19 protein-coding genes and 1 riboswitch are annotated in these 25,519 nt (G+C 56.9%); of the genes, 15 read left to right on the forward strand and 4 right to left on the reverse strand.

Going from position 1 to position 25,519, the window contains the following annotated elements:
- Positions 1 to 219 precede the first annotated feature (219 nt).
- The 5 genes from NI000_RS20815 to NI000_RS20835 all read left to right on the forward strand — a co-directional run bounded on the left by NI000_RS20815 (position 220) and on the right by NI000_RS20835 (position 10,578).
- Positions 220 to 1,242: a DUF58 domain-containing protein gene (locus NI000_RS20815; RefSeq protein ID WP_253413352.1), complete on the forward strand. Its 1,023-nt coding sequence runs from the start codon at positions 220 to 222 to the stop codon at positions 1,240 to 1,242.
- Positions 1,223 to 3,751 (forward strand): transglutaminase family protein, encoded by a 2,529-nt coding sequence (locus tag NI000_RS20820; protein ID WP_253413353.1) that lies wholly within the window; start codon positions 1,223 to 1,225, stop codon positions 3,749 to 3,751. Before NI000_RS20815 ends, NI000_RS20820 begins: the two co-directional genes overlap by 20 nt.
- Before the next feature lie 387 nt (positions 3,752 to 4,138).
- Positions 4,139 to 5,677 (forward strand): glutamine-hydrolyzing GMP synthase, encoded by a 1,539-nt coding sequence (gene guaA, locus NI000_RS20825; protein ID WP_253413354.1) that lies wholly within the window; start codon positions 4,139 to 4,141, stop codon positions 5,675 to 5,677.
- A gap of 170 nt (positions 5,678 to 5,847) precedes the next feature.
- A riboswitch (purine riboswitch) is annotated at positions 5,848 to 5,948 on the forward strand.
- A gap of 100 nt (positions 5,949 to 6,048) precedes the next feature.
- Entirely contained in the window at positions 6,049 to 7,461 is a 1,413-nt protein-coding gene (locus tag NI000_RS20830) for an NCS2 family permease (protein ID WP_253413355.1), read from the forward strand.
- Positions 7,462 to 8,064: 603 nt separating this feature from the next.
- Positions 8,065 to 10,578, forward strand: a complete 2,514-nt coding sequence (locus NI000_RS20835; RefSeq protein WP_253413356.1) for a hypothetical protein — start codon at positions 8,065 to 8,067, stop codon at positions 10,576 to 10,578.
- Between the two features lie 33 nt (positions 10,579 to 10,611).
- Here the strand turns inward: NI000_RS20835 and NI000_RS20840 are convergent, their stop codons facing one another.
- Positions 10,612 to 12,585: an ABC-F family ATP-binding cassette domain-containing protein gene (locus tag NI000_RS20840; RefSeq protein ID WP_253413357.1), complete on the reverse strand. Its 1,974-nt coding sequence runs from the start codon at positions 12,583 to 12,585 to the stop codon at positions 10,612 to 10,614.
- 124 nt (positions 12,586 to 12,709) lie between these two features.
- Between NI000_RS20840 and NI000_RS20845 the strand changes: the two genes are divergently transcribed.
- Positions 12,710 to 13,663 (forward strand): endonuclease/exonuclease/phosphatase family protein, encoded by a 954-nt coding sequence (locus NI000_RS20845; RefSeq protein WP_253413358.1) that lies wholly within the window; start codon positions 12,710 to 12,712, stop codon positions 13,661 to 13,663.
- A 41-nt stretch (positions 13,664 to 13,704) separates the two neighbouring features.
- Here NI000_RS20845 and NI000_RS20850 read toward each other — a convergent pair whose 3' ends face one another.
- Together NI000_RS20850 and NI000_RS20855 are read right to left on the reverse strand one after the other, a co-directional pair.
- Positions 13,705 to 15,462: an ATP-binding cassette domain-containing protein gene (locus NI000_RS20850; protein WP_253413359.1), complete on the reverse strand. Its 1,758-nt coding sequence runs from the start codon at positions 15,460 to 15,462 to the stop codon at positions 13,705 to 13,707.
- Positions 15,453 to 16,283: an ATP-binding cassette domain-containing protein gene (locus tag NI000_RS20855; protein ID WP_253413360.1), complete on the reverse strand. Its 831-nt coding sequence runs from the start codon at positions 16,281 to 16,283 to the stop codon at positions 15,453 to 15,455. Before NI000_RS20855 ends, NI000_RS20850 begins: the two co-directional genes overlap by 10 nt.
- 125 nt (positions 16,284 to 16,408) lie before the next feature.
- Between NI000_RS20855 and NI000_RS20860 the strand changes: the two genes are divergently transcribed.
- The 9 genes from NI000_RS20860 to groL all read left to right on the forward strand — a co-directional run bounded on the left by NI000_RS20860 (position 16,409) and on the right by groL (position 23,567).
- Positions 16,409 to 16,984 (forward strand): biotin transporter BioY, encoded by a 576-nt coding sequence (locus NI000_RS20860; RefSeq protein WP_253413361.1) that lies wholly within the window; start codon positions 16,409 to 16,411, stop codon positions 16,982 to 16,984.
- Positions 16,985 to 17,584: 600 nt separating this feature from the next.
- The gene (locus NI000_RS20865) at positions 17,585 to 18,220 is read left to right on the forward strand and encodes a 5-formyltetrahydrofolate cyclo-ligase (RefSeq protein ID WP_253413362.1); all 636 of its coding nucleotides are present in this window, start codon (positions 17,585 to 17,587) and stop codon (positions 18,218 to 18,220) included.
- Entirely contained in the window at positions 18,213 to 18,707 is a 495-nt protein-coding gene (gene moaC / locus NI000_RS20870; RefSeq protein WP_054974088.1) for a cyclic pyranopterin monophosphate synthase MoaC, read from the forward strand. Before NI000_RS20865 ends, moaC begins: the two co-directional genes overlap by 8 nt.
- A gap of 33 nt (positions 18,708 to 18,740) precedes the next feature.
- A complete protein-coding gene (mog, locus tag NI000_RS20875; RefSeq protein ID WP_025851909.1) occupies positions 18,741 to 19,241 on the forward strand; it encodes a molybdopterin adenylyltransferase in 501 nt (166 codons plus the stop codon).
- Positions 19,231 to 20,235: a molybdopterin-binding protein gene (locus NI000_RS20880; RefSeq protein ID WP_253413363.1), complete on the forward strand. Its 1,005-nt coding sequence runs from the start codon at positions 19,231 to 19,233 to the stop codon at positions 20,233 to 20,235. The genes mog and NI000_RS20880 overlap by 11 nt, the downstream gene beginning before the upstream one ends.
- 40 nt (positions 20,236 to 20,275) lie before the next feature.
- Positions 20,276 to 20,539, forward strand: a complete 264-nt coding sequence (gene tatA, locus NI000_RS20885) for a twin-arginine translocase TatA/TatE family subunit (protein WP_253413364.1) — start codon at positions 20,276 to 20,278, stop codon at positions 20,537 to 20,539.
- 46 nt (positions 20,540 to 20,585) lie between these two features.
- Positions 20,586 to 21,353: a twin-arginine translocase subunit TatC gene (tatC, locus tag NI000_RS20890; RefSeq protein WP_253413365.1), complete on the forward strand. Its 768-nt coding sequence runs from the start codon at positions 20,586 to 20,588 to the stop codon at positions 21,351 to 21,353.
- Positions 21,354 to 21,551: 198 nt separating this feature from the next.
- On the forward strand, positions 21,552 to 21,833 hold the full coding sequence (groES, locus tag NI000_RS20895; RefSeq protein ID WP_010494510.1) for a co-chaperone GroES: 282 nt from the start codon (positions 21,552 to 21,554) through the stop codon (positions 21,831 to 21,833).
- Positions 21,834 to 21,932: 99 nt separating this feature from the next.
- The gene (gene groL / locus NI000_RS20900; protein ID WP_054974092.1) at positions 21,933 to 23,567 is read left to right on the forward strand and encodes a chaperonin GroEL; all 1,635 of its coding nucleotides are present in this window, start codon (positions 21,933 to 21,935) and stop codon (positions 23,565 to 23,567) included.
- 263 nt (positions 23,568 to 23,830) lie between these two features.
- Here groL and NI000_RS20905 read toward each other — a convergent pair whose 3' ends face one another.
- A complete protein-coding gene (locus tag NI000_RS20905; RefSeq protein ID WP_253413366.1) occupies positions 23,831 to 25,489 on the reverse strand; it encodes an S-layer homology domain-containing protein in 1,659 nt (552 codons plus the stop codon).
- Between the last annotated feature and the right edge of the window lie 30 nt (positions 25,490 to 25,519).

Consider the following 25,519-nt stretch of genomic DNA (forward strand, 5'->3'; position numbering starts at 1 on the left):
AGCATGCGGAGCTTTTTTGCGTTCGGATGGATCGGAGGCTGCGGGGCACTCCTTGGATGGTGGGCGTTTGGTTTGGGAGGCCGGACGGCCTGGTTTTTGGTTTATGTTTGGGCTTTTTTCGTTGCTTATCTCGGGTTGTTTCGCGCTGTGGCCGGGCGCGGGCTGCGGGCAGAAAGATTGTCTGACGGGATGGAGGCTGCAAACGGAGAACCGGTTACGATGGCTTACCGCCTTTTCGCGGCCTGGCTGCCGTTGTTTGGCGGGCGGCTGCGGGTGGAGGAACGCTGGGTGCACGAGGGCACCGGCGAGCGGATCGTCCGGCGGGGAACGGCCGAGGCTGGATTCGTGTGCGCCGCGGTCATGCGCTGTACGGTGCAGGGGCTTGCCCGCGGCGTGTACCGGCAGGAGGCGCTGATCGTGAGCGCCGTAGACGCTTTCGGGCTTGTGCAGGCGAAGCGCGAAAGCCTAGGCGGCGGGCAGCTGTGGGCGCTGCCCGGAGGTTTGGGTACGGCAATGCCGCAGCCGGGCGCGGCCCCGGAAGGGGCGCGTCCGGCTTCCCGGCGGCCGCCGGGATTGGACCCCGTGCCGCAGGTGAGCGGCACGCGGCCTTACGCGCCAGGGGATCCGCTTCGCCGGATCCATTGGCGCAGCAGCGCGCGCACGGGCGAACTGCGCGCGAAAGAGACGGAGCTGCCTGCCGCCGGGCGGCAGCTCATCGTGCTTGACGCGGCCGGAGCCGGAGGGAGCGCGGGAGCCGCCCTGTGGGCGGATCCTGCGCTCGCGGCGGCGGTGGAGGCCGCGGCGGGGCTTGCGCGGCGCGCGCTCGAGCAGGGCGCGCGGGTGCGACTGGCCGTCAGCGACGGCCAGTCCGGCGCCGTCGAGGCGCAAGGGCGCGGGTGCGACGGCGAGCTGCTGCGGCTGCTCGCGGCGGTGCCGCGCGGCGAGGCGCGCGCCGACGCGTTCGCCGAGCTCGCGCTGCGCGAAGCGCGGCTTGCGGGCGGCGGGGCGCTCACGCTCGTCACGGCCCGCGCCGACGCGCAGCTGGCCGCGGCTCTGCGTGGGCTGCCACGCGGCGCCGCGCGTGTCGTTTACGTGCACGGACCCGGGGCGGCTTGGCCCGGGCCCGCGCACGCATGGGTGCGGCAGCTCGAAGCGCTCGGCTGCCCGGTCATGATCCTGGCGCCGCATCGGCCCGCTGCGGCGCCGAGAGGAGGTGCCGCCGATGCCGCTATCGGCACCTGACATCGATCCTCACGCCGCTCAGCCGGCGGAGGATCCTGACTCTCCCGCAGCCTGCGGCAAGGTCAAGGCCGCGGCTGTCGCTTCCGCTGCCCGCGCAGCGATCGCAGCCTGCGCCAGCGCCTTCCGCGAAGCGGCGGCTTCCGTCTCCGCTGCCGCCTCTGCAAGCTCCCGCGCCGCCGCCGCGAACCGCGAGGCGACGCGACCGCCCGCCAATTGGGCGGGAGACGCCGCCCTTAGCGTACTGCTGCTTCTGCTGCTGATCGAGTGGCTTTACCCGCTGCGCCGATTGTCGGAGTTTACCGAGATATACAGTATCGCTCCGTTCGCCGTTACTTTTGCGGCCTTCATGCTGTTGGATACGTTCCGCCTGCCGGGATCGGCCGCATGGTCGGCCAAAGCGTTATGGATCGTTGCCGTAACGGCTTGGATTCATAACGGACAAACATTGCCTTCCCCCTCCTGGTGGCTGCAATGGGGCCGCGAGCTGGCTGCCGATGCCGCCGAAGGATTGCAGGGGAAGATAGCGAATTGGGAGCCTGCCACACGGACGCTTTGTTTTATGGCGGGCTGGGCATTCTTTGTATCTGTCGTGCAATCGTTCGTATTGGAGCGCCGGCAGCTGGTTTGGTTTCTTGGATTGACACTGGGCTATTTGGTGTTCTTTCAAACGGTGTTGGCCTTGGATATGTTTCACGCCGTGCTGCGCTGCACGGGCTTCGGCCTGCTGCTTCAAGCCATGCTTCAGCCGGGACGGGCGCTCCGCTGGCGGGGAGGAGCGGTCTCCGCCGCTCCCGCCTCCGGGGAACGGATGCGCATCCTTCCCGCGCTGCTGCTGACCGCTGCCTGTCTTGGCACCGGTCTGCTCGGAGCGACGCTGCATCCGCAGGATATGCGGCCCCCGGACTGGTCCGGGTATGTCCAATCGCTTGAAGACCGCCTTCTGGGCAGCGCTTGGCTGCAGCGGCACGGATGGACGTCGGAGACGAGAGCCCGCACAGGGTACGGCTCCGACGACGGCAAGCTCGGGCAGCCTTTGCAGCAGGACGATAGCCTTGCTTTTACGGCGGTTACCCCCAGGCTTACTTACTGGCGGGGCGAGGCCAAAAGCTTCTACACCGGCCAAGGCTGGGCTGAAGTGAATGACCCGCCGGCTGCATTCGTTCCCAACCAGGCAGAACGCCATCTCCGTTCGGCGGCTTACACCCTCGTCCGGCAGGAAATCCGCATCGCTTCTCCGAGATTGAACCGCCAGCTTTTCGCGGGCGGCGAACTTAAACGGGTGGCGTCGATGCAGTCGGCGGAAGGGAAGCCGATTCCGACCGAGTGGGTCTGGAAGCAGGACACGACAGACCGGTATACGGTCCCGGCCTTAACGGACCCGCTCGTTTCCTACGAAGTCGACGCTTTGGTGCTGACCGACCGCACAGTGCCGACGGACGATACGGGGACCGGTTATGCCGAAGACGTGCGGAACCGGTATTTGCAGCTTCCCGCCTCGCTGCCGGATCGGGTCCGCCGCCTCGCGGAGCAGTTAACCTCGGGCTTGCAGACGCCCTATGCAAAAGCGGAGGCGATCGAGCGCTATCTAAGGGAGCATTATCCCTACAGCTTGGAAGGAACGCGAGCCGCGGCGGAGAACGAGGACTTCGTCGACCGGTTCCTGTTCGAGCAAAAAACCGGGTATTGCGATCACTTTTCCACCGCGATGGCTGTGCTGCTCCGTTCCGCCGGGGTACCGGCCCGCTGGGTCAAAGGATTTGCGCCTGGCGAGACAGTCTCCCAGGCATCCGCCGACGGAGACGAGCGCTACGTCGTCCAAGTGCGCCAAAAGCATGCGCATTCTTGGGTAGAAGCGTATTTTCCGTCAGTCGGTTGGGTTCCGTTCGAGCCTACTCCGGGCTATGCCCTTTCGGGAGGAGCTTCCGCCGATGCGACTCCTGCGGCTGCTTCAACCGCCGCTTTGACGGCAAATAACGAAGCAGGCAAGCGGTCGCTCGTATCCCAATGGGCCGCAAAGCTGACAGATTCCGCAAATACCGCACTGGATCATGTAAAAGCGACGTTATCCACGGTTGCCGCGGCACTTGAAGGATGGACGCGCGGTGCAGCACCCTTTTTACAGAGTGCGCTTTTCTTCTGGCCGATGGTGCTCCTTGCTGGCGGTTTCCTCTTCGCGTTCCTCAGCAGGCGTCGAATCCGGCAGCGAGGCCCGACGCGGGCCACCGCCAGCCACAGCTTGCGCCGGGCCTCGCTGCACCGCTTCGCCGACCGGCTATGGCGCCGGCTGCAGCGCTCGTACGGCCGTGCGGCGCCGCAGCAAACGCTGCGCGAATACGCGAATTCCCGCCGCTGCCGCAGCGAGGCGCAGCGCATCACGCTGCTCCAACTGGCGGAGCTGCTGGAAACGGTGCGGTATGCCGATCCGGATGGCCCGCAGGAGCAGGTTACCCGCCGTATGCTCACAGACGCATGGCGGCGCCTGCGTCAAAGCCGGAGCCTGGAACCGTAGGCGCTCTTCCACGAAGAGCCGCCTTTTTTTCTTCCGTCTGGTCTATCCGGGTCGCTCACAGCTTACCCACAGTGCACATCCGAATAGAGGGAGCTCGTATCGTCCACATTTCCCCAGCGGTATGCGACCCTATTTCGTTTATGCACATATTCCCGGCATCGTATTCGACCAATCGCTTTATACACATCCTTGGGGATAGCCCCCAAATTGCCCAGAACCGGCCCCTCCTTTCCCTAAAACCCTTTTCTGGGGCTTTGTGGAATATTTGTAACGCTTACATCGCCGTTGCGGCGCGACTTTCCGCTCAGGCATTGCCCTTTGCCGGGCAGAAGTTTATAATAAGTTTCATTGAAAACGAACGAAGAAGCCAGGAGGAACTTACTTAACATGGACAAGCCGAACGAAATCATTGTGGTGCTCGACTTTGGCGGACAGTACAACCAGCTCATCGCCCGTCGGATTCGCGACTTGGGCGTTTACAGCGAATTGCTCCCTTACAACACCCCGATTGAAAAAATCAGAGCGCTGCAGCCGAAAGGCATCATTTTCTCGGGAGGCCCTGCCAGCGTGTACGGAGAAGCATCGCCGCTGGTCGACCCGGGCGTGTACGAGCTTGGCGTGCCGATTTTCGGAATTTGCTATGGCATGCAGCTGATGGCGCATCAATTGCAGGGCAAGGTGGAGCGGGCGTCGAAGCGGGAATACGGCAAAGCCGAGGTCGATTTCACCGACGCGTGCGGTTTGGTGCATGGCCTCGATAAAAAACAAACGGTTTGGATGAGCCACAGCGATCTTGTCGTCCAAGCGCCGGAAGGCTTCGTCATTGACGCAAGCACCGAGCACGCTCCCGTAGCGGCAATGAGCCATCCGGAGAAAAAAATGTTCGCCGTTCAATTCCATCCGGAAGTACGGCACTCCGTCTACGGCAACGATATCATCCGCAACTTCCTGTATCATATTTGCGGCTGCGAAGGCAAGTGGAGCATGGAGACGTTCATCGAAGATACGATCCGCGACATCCGCAATCAAGTTGGGGACAAAAAAGTACTCTGCGCGCTCAGCGGCGGCGTCGATTCGTCGGTCGTGGCAGCGCTCATCCATAAAGCGATCGGCGACCAGTTGACTTGTATGTTCATCGATCACGGTCTGCTGCGCAAAGGCGAAGCGGAAGGCGTCATGGATACGTTTGTAGGCAAATTCGATATGCATGTGGTCAAAATCGACGCGCGCGAACGGTTCCTCGGCAAGCTCGCCGGCGTGGACGATCCGGAACAAAAACGCAAAATCATCGGCACGGAATTCATCCGCGTCTTTGAAGAAGAATCGGCCAAGCTCGGCGATTTCGCTTTCCTTGCCCAAGGCACGCTGTATACGGACATTGTGGAAAGCGGCACGGCAACGGCGCAAACGATCAAATCGCACCATAACGTTGGCGGTTTGCCGGAAGATATGAAGTTCCAGCTCGTAGAGCCGCTCAAAGCGCTGTTCAAGGACGAGGTCCGCAAGGTCGGCGAGGAATGCGGCCTTCCGGCGGCTATCGTATGGCGCCAGCCGTTCCCGGGTCCGGGACTTGCGATCCGCGTGCTCGGCGAAGTCACGGAGGAGAAGCTGCACATCGTGCGCGAATCCGACGCGATTCTTCGCGACGAAATCGCCAAAGCCGGTCTTGACCGCGAAATTTGGCAGTATTTCACCGCGCTCCCGAATATGAAAAGCGTCGGCGTTATGGGGGACGAGCGTACGTATTCGTACACTGTCGGCATCCGCGCCGTCACGTCGATCGACGGCATGACCGCCGATTGGGCTCGTATTCCGTGGGACGTGCTGGAGAAAATTTCGGTACGGATCGTCAACGAGGTCGATAACGTCAACCGCATCGTGTACGATGTCACCTCCAAGCCGCCGGCTACCATCGAGTGGGAATAATCGGCAAGCCCGTCTTCTTCGAGTGAAGAGGACGGGTTTTTTTCGATGCTCAGCACATAGACCGAACTCGGACCTCCGTCACGATTCCGAACGAAATTATCAGGGTTACGCAGATTGTTCGGAAAAAGAATTGACAATCGCCGCTCCCGATTTTAGAATAAGGATTGTTGACAACAAAGGAATAACCGTTTCGTATAATTCCGGGAATCGGCCTGGAAGTTTCTACGAGATCACCGTAAATGATCTGGCTACGAACAAGGATAAGACGGTTCACGGATATATTCGTGGAGCCTTCTTTTGCTTGATAGCCCGGGGTCTTTACCCGGGTTTTTCGTCGTTGTTCCGATTAAATATGTGGGAGGATTTCTAGAATGGACCGGTTTTTTAAACTGAAGGAAAACGGTACCACCGTACGTACCGAGATCATGGCCGGGCTGACGACGTTTATGACGATGGCCTACATTTTGGCCGTGAATCCGAACATTCTTAGCGCGTTCGGCTCCGGGGCGACAGGCATGGACTGGACGGCGGTGTTTCTTGCCACGGCGATTGCCGCAGGCGTAATGACGATTGCGATGGGCCTGTTCGTCAACTTTCCGGTTGCACTTGCGCCGGGGATGGGGCTCAATGCGTATTTTGCAACGGTTATTTTAGCATCGCAAGGTCAATTCACGTATCAGATGGGATTGACGGCGGTTTTCATTTCGGGTTTGATTTTCATCGTATTGACGGTAACCAAAGTGCGGCAGCTGCTGCTGGTCGCCGTGCCGGACAGCCTTAAGCACGCGATTACCGTAGGGATCGGGCTCTTCATTGCGATCATCGGAGTGAAGAACAGCGGCCTGCTGACAGTTGCGGTGGAAGCGGGCAAAGACATTCCGGCGCATAAATACACGGACGTTCTTTCGTTTGAAACGGTATTCCATATCGGCAGCATGAAAGATCCGAGCGTGCTGCTCTGCATTATCGGCTTGGCGCTCATCTCCATTCTGATGGTGCTGCGTGTCCGGGGAGCGATTTTGTTTGGGATTTTGCTCACGACGCTGGTCGGCGTGTTCATGCACAATCCGGACGGCTCGCCTATGGTGAATTTCGCGAACCTGACAAGCGACAAAACGACCTGGGTGCCCGACATGAGCAAGCTGGCGTTCGGCCATTTCGATTTCGCCGGTATTATGCATGCGGGGATCATCTCGGTCATTGCGACGTTCACGTTTGTCGAGATGTTCGACACATTCGGCACGCTCGTAGGCACCGCCAACCGGGCGGGCTTCATGAAGAACAAGGAAGAAGGCAACAAAAAAGTCGGCAAAGCGATGATGGTCGACGCCGTTGGCGTCAGCGCCGGTGCGTTGGTCGGAACGAGTACGGTGACCGCGTTTGTCGAAAGTTCTGCGGGGGTAGCCGAAGGCGGTCGTACAGGTCTTACGGCGGTTACAACGGGTGTATGCTTCTTGCTGGCGCTCTTCCTGGCGCCGATTGCGGCGCTCATTCCGGGGCCGGCTACGGCGGCGGCTTTGATCATCGTCGGCGTGCTGATGATGCAGGCCGTGCGCGAGATCGATTTTCAAGATCTGGTTTACGGCATTCCAGCTTTCCTGATCGTGGCGCTCATGCCGTTCACGTATAATATTGCGAACGGGATTTCGTTCGGGATTGTCAGCTACGTGCTGCTGGCGACGGTCGCCAAACTGGGCGGCAAGGGCCAGTACAAGGTGCATTGGCTGATGTGGCTGCTGGCCGTGCTCGTCATTGCGCGCTATATGTTTGTCGGCGGAGAATAAGCTTACGATTGTAAATTTGCCTGTCGTCTCTTACATGAGACGGCGGGCTTTTTTCGTTTGATGAAAATAAGACGGTGATCCGAAAGCAAAAAATCGCCAGTTGGAGTGGAGCTGAGCGGCGAACAGATAGAGTAGAGGCTGTGGATATAGTTATCCACAGCCTTTGTGCATAATGTGGGTAATTCGGGAAATCCGCGTCAGAATAACGTTTGGAGTGCTCTGTTTTCCCAAGGGGGGGTGGATAAGTTTTTCACAGTGAATATGTGGATAATGTGAATAAGTTTGTGGATTCCTTGAAAAAGCCTGATTTTTCTAGAGAAAGTGACAAGCTTTTATGGGGATAATGTTGTGGATAGAGTGAATAGCTCCGGTACAGGGGATAAGCTGGATAAAGCGGAACGAATTGGGCAAAGTACGAAAAAGAGCTCTTTTGCGAGGGATTCAGCGTAGCATGCGAGTGCGGCACGCTGCATACGACGGAGTCTCTGATGAGCGATTGGCAAGGGAAGGCGGAACATCATGCGCAATGGAACGATTTGTCGAAAAGCCTCCAAGCTGTATGCCAAAGGCATCGTTTGTGTCGCGGCCGTGTCGTGTTTGTGGATGAGTATGTCCTATGGCCTCACCCCGGTTTATGGGTTGGGGATAAATTCCATTCCCCATCGTCAGGTTATCCCCATTAAGAAGGAAAAATCGGAAGTTATCCCCAATTCTGAAAATTTTCCGATCGTTACGGTTATTTCCATACCCGGGTTATCGTTTATGGAGCTGCAGCCGGAGTGGATGGACCGTCTTCCGGCCTTGCGGAAACTTGCGACAACGGGGCAATTGGCCGCAATGAATGTTCGCATCCCCTATAAAGGACTCGAGTCGGTATACGCGACTTGGGGGGCGGGAACGCCGGCTGATGGCAAAGGAGGCGAAGGATGGAACCGTGCAGAGCGCCGGGACGGGCAGTCCGCCTTAGCGCTCATACACAGGTTTGCCGCTGACGGAGAGGAGGCTGCCGCTTCGAGCGTCTCGGTGCTTGTTCCGGCTTCCTCTTCGCTCAAACGGGATAACGCGGAAGGGAATTACCTGGCCCGGCCGGGCCTGCTCGGAGAAACATTGAAACGCCATGGCGTCCGCTTGGGCGTGTGGGGCAATCTCGATGAGCCGGGAGGAGGAGCGGATCGCTACAAGCGTCCTGCTCCGCTTATGATCATGGACGGTCAGGGAATGGTAGCGGCAGGGGATGTAGGCCGGGGCATTCTCATCGCCGATGCCGCTATGCCTTCGGCTGTCAGGACGGACACGGAACGGCTGGTCGAGGAATGGAGCGCTTTTGTTACCGGACGTAAGCCGCCCTCTGTGAAGGGGATGGATCGTGGGGCGCTCGCGGTGATGGAGCTCGGCGATTGGTATCGGCTGTACGCAGAGAAGGCTTGGTACGAGCCTGCCCGGTTTGCCGAACGGAAAAGAGCGGTGCTAGAGCAGATGGACCGGCTGTTGTTGAAGCTTACGGGCGAGATGGAAGCGTCCGGCAGACGTCATGTGATGTGGCTGGTCAGCCCGAAGGTACATTCGGAGGCATGGAAAGAAAAGTGGCAGCTTACCCCGGCCATCCGCTGGTCTTCGGCCATAACGGAAGGCACGCTGATGTCTTCGGCTACGACGCGGCGTCCCGGGCTGGTTGCAGCCGTCGATGTGGCTCCGTCGCTGCTGGGTGAATTCGGGCTGGCGCGTCCGGAGGGAATGATCGGTTTGCCTATCGTGAACGCTGAATCGGGACGCGATAGCAGGTCTCCGCTTGCTGTGCTGCTGAGCGACATGCGGCAGATGGCTAACGTCTACGCGCTGCGGCCTACGTTATTATACGGGCTTGCCGGGTACGAAGTGGCCGTTATGCTGCTGGGGCTTATCACGCTGCGGTGGGCGAAGCCGACGGGTCGCTTGCGGAGATGGATACGCGGTTTGTTGTTTTCGGTGCTGCTTGCGCCCGGCGTCCTGCTGACATTGGGTTGGGTGGCGCATTTGGACAAGCCGCTATTGGCGGGCCTAGCGCTTGCCGCTCCTCTCGCGCTTGGAGCGCTTGCTGCGGCGGGCTCCCGGAAAATTCCGCAGCTTATGCGCACGCTTGGATGGATCGGAACGGGGACCGGGGCGCTGATCTTGTTTGACGCCTGCACCGGTGCTGAAGCGATGAAACGTTCGGTGCTTGGGTATGACCCGATCGTCGGCGCGCGTTATTACGGAATCGGCAACGAGTTTATGGGCGTATTGCTCGGCGCCTCGCTGCTTGGGTTGAGCGCGTGGCTGCAAGTCAGGCGGATGCGGACACGGGTGCTTAAGGGCTGTGGCGCCGAGGCGGAGGAAGAAGCGCTCCCGCCCGTCGTGACGGCCTTGCAGGAGGCCAGCGCCGGCGTCCCGGGGCACGCCCACGCTGGCGCCCGCCGCAGCGCTTGGCGCGAGGCTGCGCCCGCCACCGCCGTCGGCGCCGCGATCGCGGGCTGCCTCGCAGCGCCTGCGCTCGGCAGCGAGGCCGGTGGCGCGCTCGCCTCGGCCGCCGCCTTCGGCGCGCTGGCGGCCCGGCTCGCCGCAGGCGGTACCCTGCGCCTGCGCCGCCTCGCGCTGGCGGTCGCGCTGCCGCTCGGCGCGGCGCTGGCGGGCCTCTGGCTGCTGAACGCCGCTTGGCTCCCCGGCCCGGCCGGAGAGCCAAGCGCCGCCGCAGCCTCCGCCGCAGCACCGCCCGCGGCCGGCTCCGCCCCAGCCACCGGCGGAGGCGGGCCAAGCAGCCATATCGGCCGCGCCTTCGATGACCTGCGGCACGGGCGCTACGACGTGATCGGCGCGATCATCGCCCGCAAGCTGGCGATGAACGTTCACCTGATCCGCGTCTCCGCTTGGAGCAAAGTGCTGCTCACGGCCTTGGCCGTGATGGCCGTGCTGGTGCTGCGGCCCTCAGGGCGGCTGCGCCTGTGGGAGCAGCGCTACCCGTACCTGATGCACGGGTGCTACGCTAACGTGATCGGCGCGCTGGCCGCGCTCGCCTTGAACGATTCCGGCATTGTCGCCGCCGCGGCGATGATCGTCTACAGCAGCGTGCCGCTGCTGCTGTTAAAACTGGAGGGTGCCTGATCGCAACGACAGGCGCCCTCCAAGATAACTATATTATTCCGCCAGCTGCTCCCACTGCTCGTAGCATTCCGCAAGCTGTTCGCGCTTCGCTTCCAACGCTGCGTTCTTCTCCTGCACGAGCACATAGTTGTTATACACGTCCGGGTCGGTCAGCTCGGTTTCCAAGCCGCCGATCTCTTCCTCCAACTGCGCAATCTGCTGCTCCAATTGCTCCAGCTTGCGCTGGCGAGTGCGCTCTTCGCGCTTCGCCTGCTTTCCGGCCTCGTAATCGCTGCCGGTCCCGGGTTCAGCCGTTTTCGCTGCGCCGCCTTCCGCATGTCCGCGGCCTTTGGCGGCTTCCGCGCCACCGCGGTTTGCCGCTTCCGCCAGCCGCTGCTGTTGCATCTCGGCCAACTCCTGCTTCTTTTCCACATAGTCGTCGTAATTGCCAAGATAGACGGTTACTCCGTCCTTGTCCATTTCGAGCATGTTCTCGGCCATTTTGTTCAAGAAATAACGGTCGTGGGAAATGAAAAGCAGGGTGCCTTCGTACTCCATCAGAGCCGATTCGAGCACTTCCTTGCTGTACAAATCCAAATGGTTCGTAGGCTCGTCAAGAATGAGCACGTTCGCTTTTTGCAGCATCAGCTTCGCAAGCGCGACCCTGGCCTTCTCGCCGCCGCTCAGCGAGCCAACTTTCTTGAACACATCCTCGCCGGTGAACAAAAAATTGCCGAGCACCGTGCGGATACGCGCTTCCTCCAGATGAGGGAAGACGTTCCATACTTCTTCCAGCACAGTTTGGTTCGGGTTCAGGCCCGTTTGCTCCTGATCGTAGTAGCCGATCTTGACGTTCGTCCCCCAATCGAAGGCGCCACGGTCCTGTGTGTGCTGCCCGATCAGCGTCTTCAGCAGGGTCGATTTGCCGATCCCGTTCGGCCCGATCAAGGCCGCCGTGTCGCCGCGGCGCAATTGGAACGTGATGCCTTGCGCCAGCGGTTGCTGTCGATCGTAGGATATGGATAGTCCTCGTATGTCGAGCACTTCCCGGCCGGAAGGCGCCTCGACCTCGAACGAGAAGCTGGCCCGCTTCAGCTCGCCGAGCGGCTTGTCGAGCCGATCCATTTTTTCCAACGCTTTGCGCCGGCTTTGCGCCCGTTTGGTCGTGGAAGCCCGGACCAGATTGCGCTGGATGAAGTCTTCCATTTTCGAAATTTCTTCCTGCTGTTTTTCGTATTGCTTGAGCTGTATCTCGTAATCCGCCGCTTTCAGCTCGATGTATCGCGAATAATTTCCGGTGTACCGGCGCGACGTCGTTCGTTCGACCTCATAGATAGCGCCGACAAGCGAATCGAGAAAATAACGGTCGTGGGAGACGACCAGAATTGCTCCGGGATAGGAGCGCAAATACTGCTCCAGCCACGTCAGCGTCGCAATGTCCAAATGGTTCGTCGGCTCGTCCAACAGCAGCAGGTCCGGCGCTTCGAGCAGCATTTTGGCCAGCGCGAGCCGCGTCTTCTGCCCTCCGCTCAGCGTTTGCACCGGGGTAGCCGGGTCCATGTGTCCGAAGCCCATTCCGCTCAGGATTCCGCGAATTCTAGCCTCGATCTCGTAGCCGCCGCGCTCGCGGAATGCATCCGATAGCTCGGCATAGCGGCGCATCGTTTCCTCGGTTTTTTTTCCGTCGGCCAGCACGTCCGGATCGGACATGCGCGCTTCCAGCCGCCGCAGCTCCTCTTCCATTTCCAGCAAACGGTCGAATACGCTCATAAGCTCGTTCCAGATGGAGCGGTCCGACGTTAATCCGCTGTTTTGTTTCAAATAGCCGATTTTCGTCTCTTTTGCTTTAAAAATGCTCCCCGAATCGTAAGATAGCTCGCCCGCGATGATTTGGAGCAGCGTCGATTTGCCTGCGCCGTTTACGCCGACAAGTCCGATGCGCTCCCGCGCCTCGATTTGAAGCGATATATTGGAAAGTACGGTGCTGACGCCGTAGCTTTTCGTGATGGATGAAACTTGAAGCAGCATAATGAATAAAGCCTCCTGAAATCAAAGTCCTGAAAAGGCGACAATCTCCCTCAGTTTAGCATATTTGCCCGCCAATTTCGATTTCCATCCGTTCCCCGCTATACAAAAACAGCCCGCTTGTCTTATGCTTTTATACGCATACTTCCGAATCGTGATCAAACCGAGTGGAGAGGAGGCGATCATCGTGCTTCCGGTACCCGTACCAAAAGAGGCAAACCCGCGACTCGGCGCACCGTCCCGCCTTGTGTGGCTTGCCATATGGAGCACGCTGCTTGTGACGGCGCTCATCGTTCCGAATATGCAGCTGCGCTCTTCCGCTGCACAACCCCGACTTGTATCCGCCGACTCGTTTACGGGATCCGTTTCAACTAAAGACCGGTCGCTTCAAGTGATGACTTACAATATCCGCCACACCGAAGGCATGGACGGCCGTGTCAACCCGCAAGCGGTGCTGCGGGAGCTAAAGGCCGCCAAAGCGGACGTTATTGCGCTGCAAGAAGTGGACCGGCTGCAGTGGCGCAGCGGTTTGCAGGATCAAGCCCGCTATTTTGCCCAAGCCATGGGCATGCATTGTATTTACGCTCCCGCGATCCGCCACGGCGTATCGCAGTACGGCATCGCTCTGCTGAGCCGCTATCCGCTTGAAGCGCCGCAGATTCACCGGCTTACCGGCGGACGCGAGCCGCGGTTGCTGCTGACGGCCGAGCTGCGCTTGCCGGACCGCACCGTGACGGTTGCGACCACCCATCTCAGCGTCGAAGCGGAAGGGCGTACGCGCGAATGGCCGCAGCTGCTTGCCGCGTTGCGGATCGAGAAGACGCCTCTGATTTTGCTCGGCGACTTTAACAGCCCGTCCTCCAGCCCCGAGCTTCAGGAGACCGTCCGCGGACTTGGACTGAAGGAAATCAGGCCGAAGCCTACCTCATTGCCGACGGTTGCTCATGGAGGCAGGATCGACCACATTTTTACCAATTTGCCGGCGGAGCGGCCCGCGCTTGTCAGAGACAGCCGAGCTTCCGATCATAGGCCCGTATCCGCGAGGTTGAACGAAACTGAAATCCCCCTCCGTCCACGTTAAGCTTCCGGCTTTACGTGCGACGAAGGGGGATTTTTGTCAAGTCAGCTGCGCAAAGCGGCAAGCCCGCCAAGAAGAAGGAGGCTTGAGACGATGGCGATTCCATCGGCGCGGGTCAGACGAAGAGACTCGGTATGGCCCAAGAGCGCGTTTTGGCGGCCGATTTTTTTCATCTCCAGAGCGGAGGTCATTTCCTCCGCCCGGTGGAACAGCGCCAGCAGGAGCGGGACGACCAACGCCGGCATATCGCGTCCCCGTACGGCTCCCGGCCGGATGGCTGCTTTGCCTCTTGCCCGGACGATATCCGAGAACCGCTGCCATTCGCGCACGATCAACGGGATAAATTTGAACATGAGCGATACCGCCAAAGCAAACGAATCCGTTCGAAGCTTCAACCGTTTAGCATATCCGAGACCCCAGGCAAGACCCTGCACCATACGCCCGTAAGGCGTTGCAGCCGCAAACCAGTAGCTTGCGAGTGTGATCAGAAACAGGCGGAACACATTCAAACCGGTAGTTAGCGAGTGCTCAAGGGAAAACCCGACGAAGGGAAAGCTGCCGCTTGCCGTCCACTCCAACCCGGCCAAGCCGACGGAGATCAGCATGAACCATGCTAACGGTTTTAGGAGTTTGACCGCGCCGAGCAGCGCGGAGCGGGATAGGCCGATATAGGCGGCGGCAATCGGCAATGCGGCGCAGGCAAGTCCGAGCCAGCTGCTTTGCAGCATCGTGCCTATGACAATAAGAAGATACAGCAGCCATTTGGTACGCGGATCGAGCCGATACCAGAGCGATTTGGCAGCGGCAGGCGGTTGTGCGCTTTCCTCGGACAGACCGGCCGCTTGACTCTGCGGCGAAAGTGGCGCGTACAGCGCAGATTCATCTGACAGGGATTCCGTCTGCCATTTGCCGTCCGGGTGTTCTGCGTGCGGTGCGGATTTTACCGCAACTTTGCGTCGTTCCTTCAGCCGCTCTGCTATCGCATCGGCCAAATCCCCGGGTGAAAGCTTGCCTTCGTCCATCACGGCAATGCCGTTCCTTGCCAGCGCATGCGAAAGCAGGACGCAGCTGGGGAGCCCGACTCCCGCTTGTACGAACGGTTCGGGATTGCCGCATAGAGCGGCCGGTGTGTCATCGGCTGCAATCGTACCGCGGTCGAGCACGATCACGCGGTCCGCCAGCGGAAGAAACAAGTCCAAATCATGGGTGGCGATAATCATGCCGCCCTTGGCCGCTTTGCGGGCTTGCACGTACCGGAGCAGCTCTTTGGCTGCCGCCGATTCAAGCCCCGCGGTAGGCTCATCCATCAGGAGCCAATCGGGCGAGGTAGCGATTGTTGTGGCTAAAGCAAGCCTGCGCCGCTGGCCCCCGCTTAGCGCGAACGGAGAACGATCCGGGTCGAACGCGGCGCCGAGGCCGAGGTCTTCGCAAGCGGATTGAATGCGGCGTTCCTTTTCCATCGCCGTAAGCCCATACGGACGCAGCGAATAGCCGAACTCCTGCCGAAGGCTTCGCGCGAACAATTGCTGCTCCGGAAACTGGAACGTCAAGCCGAGCCGAAGGAAAAGCGTCTGGATGACCCGGTTGCGGAGCCATAACGGTTCGTCGTCCAGACGAATGTCGCCCGACGAGGGCGGCCGCATGCCTGCCAGCAGGTGAAGCAGCGTGGACTTGCCGGAGCCGGTACGTCCGACGAGCAGCGTGACCGTTCCGTCTTCGAATGTAAGATTGATGTCGCTAAGCAAGCGGCGGCTCGGGTCGTCCGGTGCTGCTGCGCTTACGTTGTGCAGCGTCAGAGGCATAGGCCGCTCACCGCCTTCGCCAAATCATCGTGGCTTAAAGGGCGGGCCGTCAGGCCATGTCCCTTTTGCTTTAAATGCAGCGCCGTCTGCACGACGAAGGGAGGGTCAAGTCCGATTCGCTCGCATGGCGTCTTCGAATCCGAATCCGAAGCTAGGTCTCCATAAAAGAACGTCTCCGGCGCTCCGTCAAACGCTACCTCGCCTTTCTGAAAAGCGACCATGCGGCTTGCATAGACAGCTTCTTCCAGGCGGTGCGTAATCCATACGACGGTCGTTCCCTGAAGATGAGCTTGCCGGACAACCTGCAGCACTTGTTCTCTCGCGGCCGGATCGAGCATGGCGGTCGGCTCGTCCAGCACCAGCACATCGGGAACGGTTGCGAGTGCCGTGGCGATGTTGACGAGCTGCTTTTGCCCTCCGGACAAGGAGTTCAACAGCGTTTCGGGTGACAATTCGAGCCCGACCCGCAGCAGCGCTTGCTTTTGAATCTGCTTTAATTCCTCTCTGCTCAGATGCCGGTCGTTCAACGCGAAAGCGAGCTCTTCGGCCGGCGTATCGCCAATATGCTGGGCTTCCGGATGCTGCAGTACGCCGCGGATGTCGATGTGCACTTTTCGGATCATCCGCCCCGCCGTAAGCCGGCACGTACCAAGCAGTACGCCGGCCAGTGTGCTTTTGCCGCTTCCGTTCGGACCTGCAACGGTTACCCACTCCCCGGGTTCGATGAGCAGTGTGACGTTGGACAAAGCTTTATGTGCGCCCGAGCCGGTAGGGTACTTCACGGATGCTTCCTGCAAGGCTATGAATGATGAAGAAGACATAGGTAAAAAATCCTTTCGTTTTTAAAAACCGTGTGCTATAATCCTCAATTGTTAACCGTATATAATAATAATTGGTTGACGATTTTGTCATCATAACCATACCAAAAAAGGAGGCATTCATCAATATGAAGCTCACGCTTCGAGGCATTGTTTTTAGTGCGTTGTTCGCTGCGCTCGTCGTACTTTTTGGATTTATCAGCATTCCGCTCGGCTTTACGCCCGTGCCTATCACCCTGCAGACGCTGGCCGTTATGCTGGCAGGCGGGCTGCTCGGCGCGCGGTATGGCTTTTTTAGCATGGCGCTGATCGTGGTGCTGACGGCCATCGGATTTCCGCTGCTGCACGGCACCGGAGGATTGGGCGTTCTGCTCGGGCCGACCGGAGGCTATGTATTTATGTGGCCAATCTCTGCGCTCCTGATCGGCTGGCTGCTGCCGCGGATACGTGTTCGAGGCATATGGGGATACGCTGCCTCGTTTCTTGTGCTCGAGCTGTTCGGCTCGCTGCTGCTGTATGTAAGCGGAGTGCCATGGCTCGCTTATGTGACGGGCATGTCGTTCTCCAAAGCGATGGTTGCCGGGTGCTACCCGTATCTGATCGGCGATGCGATCAAGGCTGCCGCAGCTACCCTGATTATCGCCTCCGTGCGTCAAGTGTTCCCGCCGGAACGGTTAACAGGGGAAGGAATTCCCCTAGAGTAGGAATGATCCGTCAGAAGATCTTTTATTTTCACGCGGACTCTTTACATACACGTCTGCCTTCGGGCAGGCTTTTTTATTTATGTATAGAATGCATAAGTATTCAGCGGGGCCGAACCACTCTACATTTTAGAAAAGCTTTCTCCAAGACCGAATGGTTTTTCCACGAAAAGGCTTCAATAAGAACGGACCCGTGAGGACCCGTTTAGCTTGTGGAGAAGTGGTCTTTTAAAAATAGAGAAGCAAACGGTGGTGGGGTATGCACTGGAGGAGCGATAGCGTTCGCCTTTGTCCGCGGGAAATATCTGCTGCGAAGCGGCTTCAAATCAAAATTTCCTGCGGACAAGAGCGACCGGAAGTGTATACCCCACCCCCCTTGCAAATCTCTGTATTACCCAATTAACCACTTTTTCAACACTCTGGCTTCGATAAGAAGTTTTTTTATTTTGCCGCGAGTTTTTGGGTAAAATCGTAGAAATTCGTTATTTTGCTTCGATTTATGTTAAACTAGGAGAAAATGCCCCAAAAGGGATTTGCCATCGATCACGGTACCCATTAGAATGTTGTTAACCCAGAATCGACCCGATGAAATGAGGCCGTTTCATGAATATTAAAGAGAAAAAAATCGAACTTCGCCGCCAGGCCGAAGCGGTTCGTTCGGCCATCCCGGAGGACGAGCGGAAGCGCAAGTCCGAGATCATCAGCGCCAAGCTGATCGAACGGTTGGAAGCGCTGCTTCGTCCCGAGCCGTCGATGAGAAGACGTCCGACGCTGCTTACCTATATGCCGGTCAAAACCGAAGTGGATGTGACCCCGGTTATGGAAGCCTGCTGGGATCGTCCTTGGCGCGTCGTCGTCCCGAAGGTCGTACCCGCTTATAAGCAGATGAAGCTGTTCGAGGTGCGTTCATACGCCGACTTGGAGCGCGGAACGTGGGGAATCCGCGAGCCGATAGCCAAAGCGCAGCAGCTATTCGATATCCGGCAGGTGGATGTCGCGCTGGTTCCGGGACTGGCGTTCGATGCCAATATGGGCCGGCTTGGCTACGGCGGCGGCTTTTACGATCGTTTTATGCAGCAGTATGTACGTACCGGTCTGCCGAAGCCTTATATTTTGGCAGCGGCTTATGAGGAGCAGTTGATCCCGGAAGTCCCGATGGGACTGTTCGATTTCCGGATCGACGAGCTGGTGACGGAAACCCGCATTGTGACGGAGAAGGGAGCGGATATCCATGACTGAGGAACGGCAGCCGTCTCCGCTTACCCATCTGAACGAACAAGGCCGCGCGCGCATGGTGGACATTTCGGACAAGCAGGAAACCGTCCGTACGGCGACGGCCCGCACGACCGTTACGATGCTTCCGGCTACGCTGGAGCTGATCCGGCAGGGAGGCATCGCCAAAGGGGATGTGCTGGCCGTCGCGCAAGTTGCCGCGGTCATGGCTGCCAAAAAAACGTCGGATTGGATTCCGATGTGCCATCCGATTGCGTTGACCGGCGTCGATGTCCGGTTTAGCGATAACGGAGAAGGGCAATTATACATCGAAGCGACCGTCCGCACGAAGGGACAGACCGGTGTGGAGATGGAGGCACTCACGGCCGTATCCGCCGCGGCGCTGACGGTCTACGATATGTGCAAGGCTGCGGAGAAAACGATGCAGATCGGACCGACGCTGCTGCTGAGCAAAACCGGCGGCAAGAGCGGAGATTTTCACGCAGTCCCATAGAGAGTTAATGAGATCCGGGAGAGGAGCAGATGTATGCGCTGGAAAGTGGCTATCTTGACCGCTAGCGACCGTGGTTCGCGCGGAGAGCGGGAAGACACGAGTGCACAGGTCATTCGGGAATTGATTGAAGAAGAAATGAACGGCGAAATTATCGAATACCGTGTCGTGCCTGACGAGAAAGACGAAATTATGGCGGCGTTGATCGAAATGACGGATTATTTCCGGGCCGATCTCATTTTGACAACCGGAGGCACGGGTCTCGCGGCGCGGGATGTCACGCCGGAAGCGACCTTGAGCGTCATTGACCGTCACGCTCCGGGCTTTGCCGAAGCGATGCGCATGTATTCGCTGCAAAAGACGCCACGCGCGATGCTCTCCCGGGCCGTGTCCGGGATTCGCGGCAAGACGCTGATCCTGAACTTGCCCGGCAGCCCCAAAGGAGTTTCGGAAAACTTATCCGCCGTTATCGACCAGTTGCCTCATGCGCTTGCTATTTTGACTGGACGCGAGGGAGACCACGGCGATGAAGCATGATTCGATGCTCGAAGAGGTTCCTGTGGAACAAGCCGTCGGCATGGTGCTTGCGCACGACTTGACCCAGATTATTCCCGGAAAGTTCAAGGGCCGCCTGTTTAAAAAAGGACACGTGATTCGCGAGGAGGATATCCCGGCACTGCTCAGCATCGGCAAAGAGCATATTTATACGCTTCGTCTGCAGCAGGGCTATCTGCACGAAGACGAAGCGGCTCTGCGGATGGCGAAGGCTGCGCAGGGAGCTGGCGTCACGTTGACCGAGCCGCACGAAGGCAAAGTCACGCTCAAGTCCGCGATCCATGGTCTGGTCAAGATCGACAAAGACCGGATCGACCAGGTCAATTCGCTGGATCAAGTCATCATGTCGACCGTGAAAACGAATACGGTGGCGGAACCCGGCCGTTCCTTAATGGGGACCCGCGTCATTCCGCTTGTTATAGAAGAAGACCGCATTACAGCCGTTGAGCGCATCGCCGTTTCCGCGGGACAGCCCATGGTAGAGGTCAAGCCGTTCCGCCCGCTGCGGGCAGGACTGATCACAACAGGCAGCGAGGTATTCAAGGGCCGGATTGAAGATAAGTTCGGTCCTGTCGTACGTAGCAAGCTCGCAGCGCTCGGCTCAGAAGTGATCGAGCAGCGGTTTGCGCCAGACGACAGCGAAACGATCGTACAGGAAATCCGCCGCTTCCTGGAGGAAAACCGCGCGGATCTTATTCTCGTTACCGGCGGCATGTCCGTAGACCCGGACGATCGGACGCCCGGCGCCATCAAGCGTGCCGGAGCGTCCGTTGTCAGCTACGGCACCCCGATGCTTCCCGGTTCCATGCTTTTGATGGGTTATCTTGACAGCGTCCCGATTATGGGGCTGCCCGGCTGCGTCATGCATGACCCGTACACGTCGTTTGACGTTCTGCTGCCGCGCATTTGCGCGGGAGAAACGATTACCCGGGCGGATATTACCGAGCTCGGTTACGGCGGGCTTTACGGCTGTTAGTTGATACCGGCAACATCTCCACTGAAGGAGGATCATCGATATGCTCGGAAATATAGGATTCAGCGAAATTTTGCTCATCGGCCTCATTGCTCTACTGTTGTTCGGCCCGAAGAAGCTGCCGGAGCTCGGCCGGGCACTAGGCAAGACGCTGCGCGAGTTCAAGCAGGGCGCCCGCGATCTGATGGAGACGGATACGCCTCAGCCGCCGCGTCAAGACGTTACGCCGCCGACGCCTGCGCAGCAGCCACAGCCGCATGTTGTACAGCAAGAAGCAAAACAAGACTCGCGTCGTTTGCCGGATTAGGGAGACTCTTGTCTCCCGATTTTGACCGTGTGGAAGGTGAACCGTTATGGAACATGATGAAGGCATGACGCTGGTGGAGCATCTGACGGAGCTGCGCAAACGAATTATTTGGGTGCTGCTTGTCCTGATCGTCGGCATGGTGGTCGGGCTGCTTGTGGCTAAGCCGTTAATTAATTATTTGAAAAGCGTATCTCCAATCGCAAACCTGGACTGGTATGTGTTTTCCCCATGGGATGCAATTAAAATGTATATGAGCTTTTCTCTGGTTACCGGCCTTCTGGTCACGCTTCCGTTCGCTTTATACCAGATATGGGCTTTTTTGAAGCCAGGACTCCGTGAGGTCGAACAAAAAGCCTCTTTAATCTTCATTCCCTTTGCGTTTCTTATGTTTTTGCTCGGTCTGGCGTTCGGCTATTTTATCGTGTTTAAAATGGCTCTGTTATTTACTACTGCGATCAGCCAGAGCATGGAGCTTAAAGAAAACTTCGGCATTGCGCAATACTTTTCGTTCATGTTTAATATATTGATCCCGATTGCACTTGTTTTCGAGCTGCCGATTGTCGTGATGTTTTTGACCAAAATCCGCCTGCTCAATCCGCTGCTTCTTCGCAAACTGCGCCGTTATGCGTATTTGGCGCTCGTCGTGATCGCCACGATGATCACGCCTCCGGATGCCGTGTCCGCCATTATCGTCGCTGTGCCGATGATTATTCTATACGAGTTCAGCGTCTACTTGTCGGCGCTTGTCTACCGGAAGCAGCTGCTGCAGGATCAAGCCTGGGAGGCGGAAAGCTCCGCAAAGTCTGTCGAATGACAGGCTTTTTTGTTTGTCCGCTTGTCGTATATTTTGGAAAGGTCTGGAGACAATGATTGAGGTGTGAAAATGTTGTAAAACCACTTGCAAAATTGATGGGAAATAGTTATCATAAGAATTGTTGTTAGCACTAAAGACGTTTGAGTGCTAATAGAATAAACCATCGTTACCCTAATATCAAAAGGAGGCTATTTTCTCATGATCAAACCGTTGGGTGATCGCGTAGTCATTGAAGCCATCGCTAAGGAGGAAACGACCGCAAGCGGTATCGTACTGCCTGACACGGCGAAAGAGAAGCCGCAAGAAGGCAAAGTCGTAGCTGTAGGCAGCGGTACACTCAAAGACGGCGAGCGCGTTGCGCTTGAGCTGAAAGAAGGCGACCGCGTGATTTTCTCCAAGTACGCCGGTACTGAAGTAAAATTCGAAGGCCGCGAGCTGCTGATTATGCGTGAGAGCGACGTTCTGGCTGTTCTGGCTTAAGAATTAACGCCTCAATTCGATACTTAAGTTTTGGTTATTTACTTACGAAAATATTCGAACCGTTAAAAATATACGATTAATTCTCGGGAGGGTTCATTCATGGCAAAAGAAATTAAGTTCAGTGAAGACGCTCGCCGCGCGATGCTTCGCGGGGTTGACGCGCTTGCGAATGCCGTAAAAGTTACCTTGGGACCGAAAGGCCGCAACGTCGTGCTGGAGAAAAAATTCGGCAGCCCGCTCATCACCAATGACGGTGTGACGATCGCGAAAGAAATCGAACTCGAAGATGCTTTCGAGAACATGGGCGCTCAACTCGTGAAAGAAGTAGCGACCAAAACAAACGATGTTGCCGGTGACGGTACGACGACGGCTACGGTTCTGGCTCAAGCGATCATCCGCGAAGGTCTGAAAAACGTAACGGCAGGCGCTAACCCGATGGTTATCCGCAAGGGTATTGACAAAGCCGTTCGTGCAGCTGTAGAAGAGCTCGCGAAAATCTCCAAAACGATCGAAGGCAAACAATCCATCGCTCAAGTTGCGGCTATCTCTGCTGCTGACGATGAAGTAGGCCAACTGATCGCAGAAGCTATGGAAAAAGTGGGCAAAGACGGTGTTATCACCGTAGAAGAGTCCAAAGGCTTCGCAACGGAGCTGGAAGTGGTTGAAGGTATGCAGTTCGACCGCGGTTACATCTCCCCGTACATGATCACGGACACGGACAAAATGGAAGCTGTTCTGGATAACCCGTACATCCTGATCACAGACAAAAAGATTACCAACATCCAAGAAATCCTGCCTGTCCTGGAGAAAGTCGTTCAATCCGGCAAGCAGCTTCTGATCATCGCAGAAGACGTAGAAGGCGAAGCTTTGGCGACTCTCGTCGTGAACAGACTGCGTGGCACGTTCACTTGCGTAGCAGTTAAAGCTCCTGGCTTCGGCGATCGCCGCAAAGCTATGCTCGGCGACATCGCTGCCTTGACTGGCGGCCAAGTGATCACCGAAGAGCTCGGTCTTGAGCTGAAATCCACGACTCCGGACCAACTCGGTTCCGCTCGTCAAATTCGTGTAACGAAAGAAAACACGATCATCGTTGACGGTGCAGGCGACAAAAAAGACATCGGCACGCGCGTATCGCAAATCCGTGCTCAACTGGAAGAAACCACTTCCGATTTCGATAAAGAAAAACTGCAAGAGCGCCTCGCGAAATTGGCTGGCGGCGTAGCTGTCGTAAAAGTCGGCGCAGCTACCGAAACCGAGCTGAAAGAGCGCAAACTGCGCATCGAAGATGCTCTGAACGCTACTCGCGCAGCAGTAGAAGAAGGTATCGTAGCAGGCGGCGGTACGGCCCTCGTGAACGTCTACGCAGCTGTAGAAGCTGTGCAAGCTGAAGGCGACGAGAAAACAGGCGTAAACATCATTCTGCGCGCTCTGGAAGAGCCTGTTCGCACGATCGCAGCAAACGCAGGTCAAGAAGGCTCCGTGATCGTGGAGCGCCTGAAAAAAGAATCCGTTGGCATCGGCTACAACGCCGCCACTAGCGAATGGGTAAACATGATCGAAGCCGGTATCGTTGACCCGGCGAAAGTAACTCGCTCCGCTCTGCAAAACGCAGCTTCCGTTGCAGCTATGTTCCTGACAACCGAAGCCGTTATCGCAGACAAACCGGAAAAAGACAAACCTGCTATGCCTGACATGGGCGGCATGGGTGGAATGGGCGGCATGGGCGGATTCTAATCCGAGCCTAGCCCGAATAGAAACGGCAGCATCCTTCGGGATGGCTGCCGTTTTTGTTATGTTTGGGGTATCGATACTATAAAGGAGCGAATACTTGAGGTTCGCGAAATGCTGTTTTAAACGCTTATTATAGGAGGAACTCGTGTCTCTAGTATCCATTTTGTCATTTGTCGTAATTAGGACTGTAAAGCATTAACATTACTTAATATTAAAAAATAAAAGACCCGGCACCAAAGGTACCAGGTCTCATAAAGCATTAAAGATTAATCGATGAAGCCAGCCAGTTTGAGGTAACGTTTCAGCATCGTAGCTGCTTGGGAACGAGTTGCTTTCTCAGCAGAACCGATGGTGTCGTCAGTAAGACCATTGATGATGCCAGCGTTCACGGCAGCAGCAATTTCTTTCTTAGCCCAAACGATTTTGGAAGAGTCTTTGAATTTCGCAAGCTGTTGAGCTTGGTTCGACTCGGAAACTTCGGAAGCTACGCCTGCATAAGTCAGGGAACGGATGATCATAGCAGCCAGTTCTTCACGAGTGATTTGTGCATCCGGACGGAACGTATTGTCTTCATAGCCATTGATAATACCTGCTTTGGAAGCCGTTGCTACTACGCCAGCGTACCAAGCGGAAGAATTAATGTCAGTGAAATACGTATTAGCCGTTACAGAGTTCAGACCCAAGGAACGAACAACCAATGCTGCAAATTCAGCACGAGTGATGTTGCGGTCCGGTTGGAATTGCTTGTCGGATACGCCTTCAACCACCAATTTGTTAGCAAGCATTTCAACGTCTGCTTTGGACCAGTGGGAAGCGAGATCTTCAAACGATTTGTTTGCTTCGATTACTGTGTAGATGCTGTTGCCGTTACGTTTCAACGTAGCAACGGTTTGACCGTCTTTCGATTGGAACGTAGAAGGAACAAAGCTCAGCTTCTTCGTTGTTTCATTGTAAAGGGCGCCAGTTGCTTTTTTAGCATCCAGGTTTTTGTTCACGTTCAACGTACGGGAAACATAAGTGCTGCCGAAATCAACATTGACAGATTTGCTGTTGCCAGAAGCTGTTACGTTGAAGTCAACAGCGTTCTTAATCGGGCTGCCACCTGCAGCATAAACTGCTTTCGTTACGTCTTCATCAGTAGCGTCAGCAACCTTAGCAATTGTTACGTTGATTTTCGTATCTTTCAGTTCAGCGCCCAATTCTTTCGCGAGTGCTTCGAATTTCATAGCTGCCAGCGGAAGAGTATAAGTGCCGTTGTCGTTGATGATTGTTACAGAAACTCCGCCTTTTTTCAGCGCTTCTGCCAGTGCGTCAGCCGGGATCGCCAGCTTTTCACCTTTGATTTTGAGTTTGACTTCTTTAGAGTTTTCAAAAGCTCGTTGCAAGGTGAAGGCATCTACGGAATCTCCAAATACTTCGATAACACCGTCGTTGGAGATCGAACCGCCGCCTCCGCCGCCCCAACCGCTAGAACCGGTAGAGTTAATCGGAGCTTGGCCGCTGTTTAGTGCGTAAGTTTGATTGCGATCGTTACCGTAGTAGGTTACCACATAGACGCTATCCGGAACGCTAGGATTTGTCCAGGTAAAGTTAAAGTCGAAGTATGTAACCTTATCAACCGTTCTGTAGGTTACGTTGGAAGTCGTGATAAGCAGATCTTTGTGGTAGGCATCCGAATATACACTTAAAGATACGTTTTTATCTTTGCTATAGGTATCGGTATATACGGAACCAGAAACAGTTTTGGTGTACTTATCATACTTCAAACTACCAAAATCAATACCAGCAAATGCTAGCACAGGCACCAGCGTCGAAGCGATCATGATTCCAGCCAACGCTTGGGATGTTTTTTTCAATACAGTCGATTTCACTTGGGTCTTGCTCCTTTCACGATTGTAAACATTTTTTTTCTCTATTTGACTCATTTCGCATTTCACCTCCCTCCCTGAGCAGAA

This window comes from Paenibacillus tyrphae, from assembly GCF_024158745.1.
In the GTDB taxonomy this organism is placed as follows: domain Bacteria; phylum Bacillota; class Bacilli; order Paenibacillales; family NBRC-103111; genus Paenibacillus_G; species Paenibacillus_G tyrfis_A.

What these genes read in the sequence shown, in the direction of transcription:
- moaC (WP_054974088.1), top strand. Translation starts at nt 18,213, where the DNA reads ATGACTGAGGAACGGCAGCCGTCTCCGCTTACCCATCTGAACGAACAA.
- NI000_RS20845 (WP_253413358.1), top strand. Translation starts at nt 12,710, where the DNA reads ATGCTTTTATACGCATACTTCCGAATCGTGATCAAACCGAGTGGAGAG.
- groES (WP_010494510.1), top strand. Translation starts at nt 21,552, where the DNA reads ATGATCAAACCGTTGGGTGATCGCGTAGTCATTGAAGCCATCGCTAAG.
- guaA (WP_253413354.1), top strand. Translation starts at nt 4,139, where the DNA reads ATGGACAAGCCGAACGAAATCATTGTGGTGCTCGACTTTGGCGGACAG.
- NI000_RS20850 (WP_253413359.1), bottom strand. Translation starts at nt 15,462, where the DNA reads ATGCCTCTGACGCTGCACAACGTAAGCGCAGCAGCACCGGACGACCCG.
- NI000_RS20815 (WP_253413352.1), top strand. Translation starts at nt 220, where the DNA reads ATGGCTTACCGCCTTTTCGCGGCCTGGCTGCCGTTGTTTGGCGGGCGG.
- groL (WP_054974092.1), top strand. Translation starts at nt 21,933, where the DNA reads ATGGCAAAAGAAATTAAGTTCAGTGAAGACGCTCGCCGCGCGATGCTT.
- NI000_RS20860 (WP_253413361.1), top strand. Translation starts at nt 16,409, where the DNA reads ATGAAGCTCACGCTTCGAGGCATTGTTTTTAGTGCGTTGTTCGCTGCG.
- tatC (WP_253413365.1), top strand. Translation starts at nt 20,586, where the DNA reads ATGGAACATGATGAAGGCATGACGCTGGTGGAGCATCTGACGGAGCTG.
- NI000_RS20835 (WP_253413356.1), top strand. Translation starts at nt 8,065, where the DNA reads ATGAGTATGTCCTATGGCCTCACCCCGGTTTATGGGTTGGGGATAAAT.
- NI000_RS20880 (WP_253413363.1), top strand. Translation starts at nt 19,231, where the DNA reads ATGAAGCATGATTCGATGCTCGAAGAGGTTCCTGTGGAACAAGCCGTC.
- tatA (WP_253413364.1), top strand. Translation starts at nt 20,276, where the DNA reads ATGCTCGGAAATATAGGATTCAGCGAAATTTTGCTCATCGGCCTCATT.
- NI000_RS20865 (WP_253413362.1), top strand. Translation starts at nt 17,585, where the DNA reads ATGAATATTAAAGAGAAAAAAATCGAACTTCGCCGCCAGGCCGAAGCG.
- NI000_RS20905 (WP_253413366.1), bottom strand. Translation starts at nt 25,489, where the DNA reads ATGAGTCAAATAGAGAAAAAAAATGTTTACAATCGTGAAAGGAGCAAG.
- NI000_RS20840 (WP_253413357.1), bottom strand. Translation starts at nt 12,585, where the DNA reads ATGCTGCTTCAAGTTTCATCCATCACGAAAAGCTACGGCGTCAGCACC.
- NI000_RS20830 (WP_253413355.1), top strand. Translation starts at nt 6,049, where the DNA reads ATGGACCGGTTTTTTAAACTGAAGGAAAACGGTACCACCGTACGTACC.
- NI000_RS20855 (WP_253413360.1), bottom strand. Translation starts at nt 16,283, where the DNA reads ATGTCTTCTTCATCATTCATAGCCTTGCAGGAAGCATCCGTGAAGTAC.
- NI000_RS20820 (WP_253413353.1), top strand. Translation starts at nt 1,223, where the DNA reads ATGCCGCTATCGGCACCTGACATCGATCCTCACGCCGCTCAGCCGGCG.
- mog (WP_025851909.1), top strand. Translation starts at nt 18,741, where the DNA reads ATGCGCTGGAAAGTGGCTATCTTGACCGCTAGCGACCGTGGTTCGCGC.